This is a genomic window from Thermoflexus sp., from assembly GCF_025055495.1.
Taxonomy (GTDB): domain Bacteria; phylum Chloroflexota; class Anaerolineae; order Thermoflexales; family Thermoflexaceae; genus Thermoflexus.
This window is the reverse complement of the sequence record NZ_JANWXB010000388.1, coordinates 1-7,074: the sequence shown is the minus strand read 5'-3', so window position 1 is coordinate 7,074 and position 7,074 is coordinate 1. Positions and strand designations below refer to the sequence as shown.

6 protein-coding genes are annotated in these 7,074 nt (G+C 64.5%); all 6 read left to right on the top strand.

The window, feature by feature from the left end; all coding sequences use genetic code 11:
- Nucleotides 1-324 precede the first annotated feature (324 nt).
- A complete protein-coding gene (locus NZM16_RS12570; protein WP_295448271.1) occupies nt 325-732 on the top strand; it encodes a zinc ribbon domain-containing protein in 408 nt (135 codons plus the stop codon).
- Nucleotides 733-735: 3 nt separating this feature from the next.
- Nucleotides 736-1,137, top strand: a complete 402-nt coding sequence (locus tag NZM16_RS12565; protein ID WP_295480687.1) for a hypothetical protein — start codon at nt 736-738, stop codon at nt 1,135-1,137.
- Complete coding sequence (locus NZM16_RS12560; RefSeq protein ID WP_295480685.1) at nt 1,125-2,612, top strand: hypothetical protein; 1,488 nt, start codon at nt 1,125-1,127, stop codon at nt 2,610-2,612. The genes NZM16_RS12565 and NZM16_RS12560 overlap by 13 nt, the downstream gene beginning before the upstream one ends.
- Before the next feature lie 3 nt (nt 2,613-2,615).
- Complete coding sequence (locus NZM16_RS12555) at nt 2,616-4,949, top strand: glycosyltransferase family 39 protein (protein WP_295448278.1); 2,334 nt, start codon at nt 2,616-2,618, stop codon at nt 4,947-4,949.
- 70 nt (nt 4,950-5,019) lie between these two features.
- Nucleotides 5,020-5,589, top strand: a complete 570-nt coding sequence (gene xpt / locus NZM16_RS12550; protein ID WP_295448280.1) for a xanthine phosphoribosyltransferase — start codon at nt 5,020-5,022, stop codon at nt 5,587-5,589.
- Between the two features lie 85 nt (nt 5,590-5,674).
- Entirely contained in the window at nt 5,675-6,895 is a 1,221-nt protein-coding gene (coaBC, locus tag NZM16_RS12545; protein WP_295448283.1) for a bifunctional phosphopantothenoylcysteine decarboxylase/phosphopantothenate--cysteine ligase CoaBC, read from the top strand.
- Nucleotides 6,896-7,074: the final 179 nt, after the last annotated feature.

The following is a 7,074-nucleotide window of genomic DNA, read 5'->3' as shown; positions in this document are numbered from 1 at the left end:
GCGCCGCCGGGGCCCGCGCCATCGGTTATAATGAACACCTACCCCATAATCGGACTGTTCCGGCTTGTTTGTGGGGGGGGGGGCGGCGCGCCGTTGGGCGCCGCCCCGCCCGCAAATCCTTTGAATCCTCTTCCCGCACTGCTCCGTGGTGCGGGGAGAGGGGATCGGGGAGAGGAGCCGCCCTCCCATCGGGGGTGGTGGAAGTCCCGACGGTTCTTTTGATTTAGGGATTTCAGGGGGCGGTGCGGGGGGCCTTCGGCCGCCAGCGCCGCCCCCGAAAGATTTTTCCTCGAAGAATGCATCCCAGGATGGAGGAGGAAGAAGATGCCCATCTACGAATACCGCTGCCGGCAATGTCGGCGTCGGGTGACGGCCTTCTTCCGCACCTTCTCTGAGGTGGATCACAGCCAAGTCACCTGCACCTACTGTGGCAGTCGGGATCTGGTCCGATTGATTTCCCGGGTGCGGGTGCTCCGTTCTGAGGAATCCCGCCTGGAATCCATGGCGGATGCGGACTGGCTGGGGGATGTGGACGAGAAGGATCCCCGTTCGATTGGCCGCTGGATGCGTCGAATGACGCAGGAGCTCGGTGAGGAACTGGGCGATCTGGGGCCCGAATTCGAGGAGGTGATCGAACGCCTGGAGGCCGGCCAGACGCCGGAGGAGATCGAAAAGGCGATGCCGGAGCTGGCCGGGGAGGGTGGGGAGACAGAGGAAGATGGAGGGGATTAAGGTTTGTTTGAAACCGGAAGGCTCATCCAGGGCTGGATACGCCGGTCGCGAACCGGGGTGCTGATCCTCCTGGGCGGGATGGCTCTGGCCCTCTGGAGCCTCGGACCTCCGCTGAATCTGCCCTATCTGTTCGATGATCCCGTGGTTCTGGAATCCGCCCAGGAAGCCTCGTGGTCGGAGATATGGACCTCGTTCCGCTGGCCCGTCGGTTACTATCGTCCGCTGGCGCTCAGCCTGTGGAAGGCGGCGATCCAGGTTTCGGGCGAGCATGCCGTTCGGATGCTCCGGGGATTGGCTCTGGCCCTTCACCTGATGAATGCCCTGCTCGTCGGAGCGCTTTACCTTTCAGCGTCCAGGCAATCTCGTATCCCAACGCGATCATCCATCCGCTGGTGGCCTTCCTGATCCTGACCGCCACCGGCTTTTCCTCGCTCCCGGGGCCTGCCGCTGCCGTCATCGGCTTCCTCCTTGCGTTTTCGGCTCCCTTCGCCGCTGAACATGGCGTGATGGCGGGGTGGCTGATCCTCCTGTTCGTGAGCCTGTCCCGGGGATCCCCAGCGGCGAGCGGATCGTGGACGCCCTACCGCGTGGCGATCTACGGGGCGCTTCCCTTTGTTTTCTTCGCGCTCTGGCTCTCTCTATCGGGTTCCCCAAGGGCGATCGGCGGCTACAGCCTTCCCGACGTAATGTGGAACGGTCTCTATCTTCTTCAGGGCCTCCTTTCGCCTTTCATCCGGGCAGTCCCAGCCAGCTGGTCCGGCAGCGCATGGAAGATGGCCCTGGCGGAAGCTGGGATGCTGGCGTCACTGGCGATCGTGTTCTGGCTTCAGAAGCGGTTTCCATTGTGGCTAACCAGCGTTGGATGGTATGGGCTGGCCGTTCTTCCGGTTGCGATCAGCCGGCCCTTTGTTTATGTGATGGACGGGCCTCGCCTGATGTATCTGGCGGCGGCGGGAGCCGCCTGGCTATGGGCAGGGGTGATCAGCCACCTCGCCCGTCGCCGTCGCTGGGGGCGATGGGCCGCGCTGATCCTGGCCGGAGGGATCCTGCTGGCCCACGGCGAGTTCCTACTGGAGCTCCGCATGCAGCTGGAGACAGGAGGCCGGCTCGCCGAGGAAACCCTCCGACAGGTCCAGGAGATCCCGAGCGGCAAGACCCTTGTTTTCGTGAACTATCCCAGCTGGCTGGCCGCTTCGAACGAACGCTATCCGCTGGGGCATGAAGGGGTTCCCTTGATCCCCGATTACCTGGGGCTGGCCTCATTTCTCCGGGCGAACCTGGGAAGATCGTGGACCGTGGTCGAGCTTTCTTTCCCGGACATCATGCAGTCGTGGCGCTTTCGATTCGGAACCCTGGGGACTTGGCCGGGATGGCAACGGATGGCGGAGATCGTGCAGCAGGCAGATTATGTTTACATCATGGATTACTCCTCAGGCGGCCACCCTCAGCTCATGTTGTCCGGGATGAAGGCTCCCTGTTCCTCTCAGCTGGCGGCGTTCGGGGAAGGAGAACTGATCCTGTGCGATGCTTCCATCGAAGGCTCGGCCGGCGAGATCCGGGTCTACACCACCTGGACCGCCGCTGCCCGGATCCCCGCCGACTGGACCATCTTTCTCCACCTATATGATCCGGACGGCCGATTGCTGGCTCAGGAGGATGGGTATCTGGTGGGGCGGACGTTGCCGCCCCAGCGGATGGAGCCCGGCGTCAGCATCCGGGAGATCCGCAGGCTTCCGCTATCCGCGGTCCGGTCTCCGGGGATGCATCGCATCGCGATCGGCGTCTATCGAAGAGAGACCGGGGAACGGCTCGAGGTTCACTCGAGTTTGCCGCACCCAGATCGCGCGCTCCTGCTGGGCACCCTGTGGATTCGGAAGTAAGCGATGCGTAGATCCCACTGGTGGGTTCTCAGCCTCGCCGGCCTGCTGCTCGCCTTCGCCCTGCGGGTGTATCGCCTGGGCGATCAGAATGTATGGTGGGACGAAGGTTTCACGGTATGGCTGGCGCGCCAACCGTTCCTGGAGATGACCCTGGGCACGGCGCGGGACACCCATCCGCCCCTTTATTACTGGCTGCTCTGGCCGTGGATCCGCCTGGTGGGCGACGGCGAGTTCGCCGCCCGCTACTTGTCGGCGATGCTCGGCGTTCTGACCGTGGCGGTGATCGGAGCAGCGGGGCGCCGGCTGGATGGGATCCCGACAGGCCTCCTGGCCCTCTGGCTCATGGGGCTCTCCCGGTTTCATATCTGGTGGTCCCAGGAGATCCGGATGTATGCCCTGGCGACCCTGGGTGTGGCCCTGGCCCTCGAGACCGCTTTGCGGGCCCAGCGCGCCCCGGATGGATGGCGGAACTGGATCCTGTGGGCGCTGGCGGCGACGGCGGTGCTGTTTTCGGTTTATCTGAACCTCTTCGCCCTGATCCCGATCAGCCTCGGCTTCTGGCTGACGATCCCCCGACGATTGTGGCCGCGATGGGCCCTCGCCCACGGCATGGTGATGATTCCGTTCGCCCTATGGCTGGCGGTGGCCTTGCCTCGTATGGCCACGTGGTCGGCGGCGGCGCAGCCTCCGTCTTTTCCTCAGGTGCTGCGCCTGGGCCTGGTCCTGTGGACGGTCGGGATCTCGACCTATCCGGAGCGATGGATCGGCCTCGCCCTCATGCTGCTCGCCGGGATGGTCGTCGGGCTGGCCTTCCGGTTCGGCGGGACGTGGGCGGAACTCAGGCACCGCCTCCAGCATCCCGCCTGGCTGATGCTGGGAGGAGGACTGCTCTTCCAGCTGCTGATGGTCTGGTGGATCACTCAACCTCGCTCGTTTCTGTATACGCCCCGCCTGGAGGCGCGCTACTTCATCCCATCCCTTCCTTTCTTCGTGCTGCTCCTCGCCTGGTCAGTCGGTGGCCTGTTTCGGAAAATCCATAGGCGGCCCCTGGTGATCGGACTGGCCGTGGGGTTCGCCTTCATCGCCGCCCGGACGTTGCCGGATTACTACATGGCCCGGCACTGGGAGGCGGATCCCGTTCTCCTGCCCTATCTGATTCACGTCTACGCCCGGCCGGGGGATGGGGTGATCCTGGTGTCGGGAGACCGCTTTCCGACGTTTCTGTATTACTACGAGCGGGGCGACCCAGCAGGCCCCCGGCCGCCTGTCTATCTGGTCCCCCGAGGGGCATCCCCGGTTCGGGCCGATACCGTCGAGGCGGAGCTTCGGGACATCGCGGCCCGCCATCCCCGCCTCTGGCTGGCGCGGGTGGAAAGCCACTTTCAAGATCCGGAGGGGCTGGTCGAGCGTTGGCTGGAGGCCCGTTTCCATCGCTCCCTGACCTTCTCCTTTCGGCATAACGCGCTGATCCTGTTCTCCGTCTCACCGCAAACGCCTGCCGTTCCCAAGGAGAACTTGTCTCGTCTATCTTGGATTCATCCCCTTCAGGACCCTCAAGGGATCCTCATCGGATACGATCAGATCGGCCGGATCTTTCGTCCGGGGGAGAGCATCCGGTCCGGGTTATATCTTCGAGCCAGCCCGTCGATCTCCTGGACGCTCCGATGGGTCCACGAATCGAAGGAAGTCATCGCCCGGCAGGCGATCTCGATCCCCGACGGGTCCGGTGTCTTCCGGTATTCGGCGGAGCTGCCTATCACGCCTTATACGCCCTCTGGGAGCTACACGCTGGAGATCGAGCGGAACGGGGAGCGGGTCGCGCGGATCGAGGGGTTTCAGGTGGAGCAAACCCTGTCGCCTCCGCAACCTGCGGAGATCCCCCATCGGATGTCAGCGCGTCTGGGGGATGGCATCCGGTTTCTGGGCTATCGCTTAAGGGGGACGCACGAGGGGAATCCCCCCGTGGCCTATCCGGGGAGCACGATTCTGCTGGATCTCTACTGGGAGGCCGAAAAGCCGATCGAGCGCTCTTATGTGGTGTTCACCCATCTGATCGGCGAGGCCTTCAACCCGGCCACTGGCAATCCGGTGTGGGCGCAGGACGATCAGGTGCCTCTGGAAGGGGCCTATCCGACGACCCACTGGATTCCCGGCCGTCCGCTTCGGGATCGTTACGAGCTGTCTCTTCCACCATCAATGCCTCCTGGAGAGTATATATTAGAGATCGGGATGTATCTGCTGGAAACCGGCGAGCGGCTCCCCGTCAGTGGCGATGGCGCAGATCCGGCGGCCCGGCGTATCCTCTTGAGCCGCATCCGGGTTCTTCCAAAACGATAAATGAAAGCACCGCATCCGCACACGACGGTTAAAACATCCGTGATCCCACTTCGATCAGGAGGCAAAGACCGTGGAGGCGTTAAGGGAAGCCATCCGCCGTCATGGGCGTCATCTGGGGAACGGCATCATCAAGGTGGATGCCTTTCTGAACCATCAGATCGACCCGGCCCTGATAGCGGCCTGCGGCGAGGAGCTCGCCCGGCGTTTTCGCCCTCTGAATCCGACCAAGGTGTTAACCGCGGAGATCTCGGGGATTGGGCCGGCGTTGATGACCGCGTATGCGCTCGGCGTGCCCCTGGTCTTCGCCCGCAAGCACAAGCCCCTGACGATGGGGGAGGACGTGTTCTTCGCCACAGCGCCTTCCCACACCAAGGGGGGCGATGTGACATTGCTGGTGGCCGCCGATTACCTCCGGCCCGGAGATCGGGTGCTGATCGTGGACGACTTCCTGGCGACAGGGGCGACGATCCTGGCCCTGGCCCGGCTGGCCTTGGCGGCGGGCGCCCAGGTGGTGGGGATCGGAGCGGTCATCGAGAAGCGGTTTGAGGGAGGACGTGAGCGACTGAAAGGGCTGGGAGTGCCCATCGAGTCCCTGGCGGTGGTGGTCGCTGTAGAGGAAGATCGGATTGTGCTGGCGTGAAGGCGCCCGGCTGTCAGATCATCGCCGCCTGGGTGCTCCCCAGCCGGTGAGAGGGGAGCTTTCCACCTCATAAAGGAGTGGAGACATGGAACCGATCCCGATCTTGAAGGGACGGCGGATCATCCTGGGGGTTACAGGAGGCATCGCCGCCTACAAGGCGGCGGATCTGGCCAGCAAGCTGACCCAGGCGGGAGCGCAGGTGGATGTGGTGATGACCGCGGCGGCCACTCGCTTTGTGACCTCTCTTACGTTTCATGCGCTGACCGGCCGACCGGTGTGGACGGATTGGTGGGCGCCGACTCCGGAGACGGCCATTCCTCACGTGACCTTGGGGGAAGTGGCTGAGCTGGTGGTCATCGCCCCGGCGACGGCGAATTTCCTGGCCAAGATGGCCCATGGCCTGGCCGATGATCTGCTCAGCGCATTGTGTCTCTCCACCCGCGCGCCGATCCTGGTCGCCCCGGCGATGGACGTCGGGATGTGGGGGCATCCGGCGACCCAGGAGAACGTGGAACGCCTGCGGTCCCGGGGTGTGGCCATCGCCGGCCCGGCCTACGGCCGCATGGCCTCGGGGCTGGAGGGGTGGGGACGGATGGTAGAGCCGATGGAGCTGCTGGGGCACATCCGTCGGATCCTGGGCCGGGAAGGGCCGCTCGCGGGCAAGCACGTGGTGGTGACCGCTGGTCCCACTTACGAACCGATCGATCCGGTTCGATTTATCGGGAACCGCTCCTCCGGGAGGCAGGGCTTCGCGCTGGCCCAGGCGGCTCTGGATCGGGGGGCAGAAGTGGTGCTGATCACCGGCCCCGTGACGCTGGAGACCCCGGTAGGAGCGCGTCGCATCGATGTGGGGACCGCGGCGGAGATGGCCGAAGCGGTCTGGCGGGAGTGCGCGGAAGCCGATGTCCTGTTGATGGCCGCGGCGGTGGCGGATTACCGTCCGGCCCAGATGCAGCCGTTGAAGATCAAGAAAGGCGCTGCGTTGTCCCTTGAGCTGACCTCTACCGTGGATATCCTGGAAGGCGTGGCGGCGCGCCGGGCCGAACGTGGAAAGCCTCGAGTCGTGGTGGGCTTCGCGGCCGAAACAGGGGATGTGCTGAGGAACGCCCAGACGAAGCTCCAGGCCAAAGGCCTCGATCTGATTGTAGCCAACGATGTCACCGAGCCGGGAGCCGGGTTTGCGGTGGAGACAAACCGGGTGACCCTGATCGACGCGCATGGCCGAGTGGAGCCGCTTCCCCTGATGAGCAAGGCCGCCGTCGCTGAGGCCATCCTGGATCGTGTGGTTCAGCTTCTGAAAGAATAGGAGGTGTGCAGTTCGCTGATCCTGCAGGGTTTGGGGGCGGAGCCGGGCGCCGTTGGCGCCCAGCTCCGCTCCCCAAAGCAATCTTTTATCCCCCCTACCCACCGCCCCCAGGGGCGGGGGGTGGGGGGCAAAGGTGGAGGGGCCATAGCCAGACGGACGGGCCTCAATTACGCAAACCC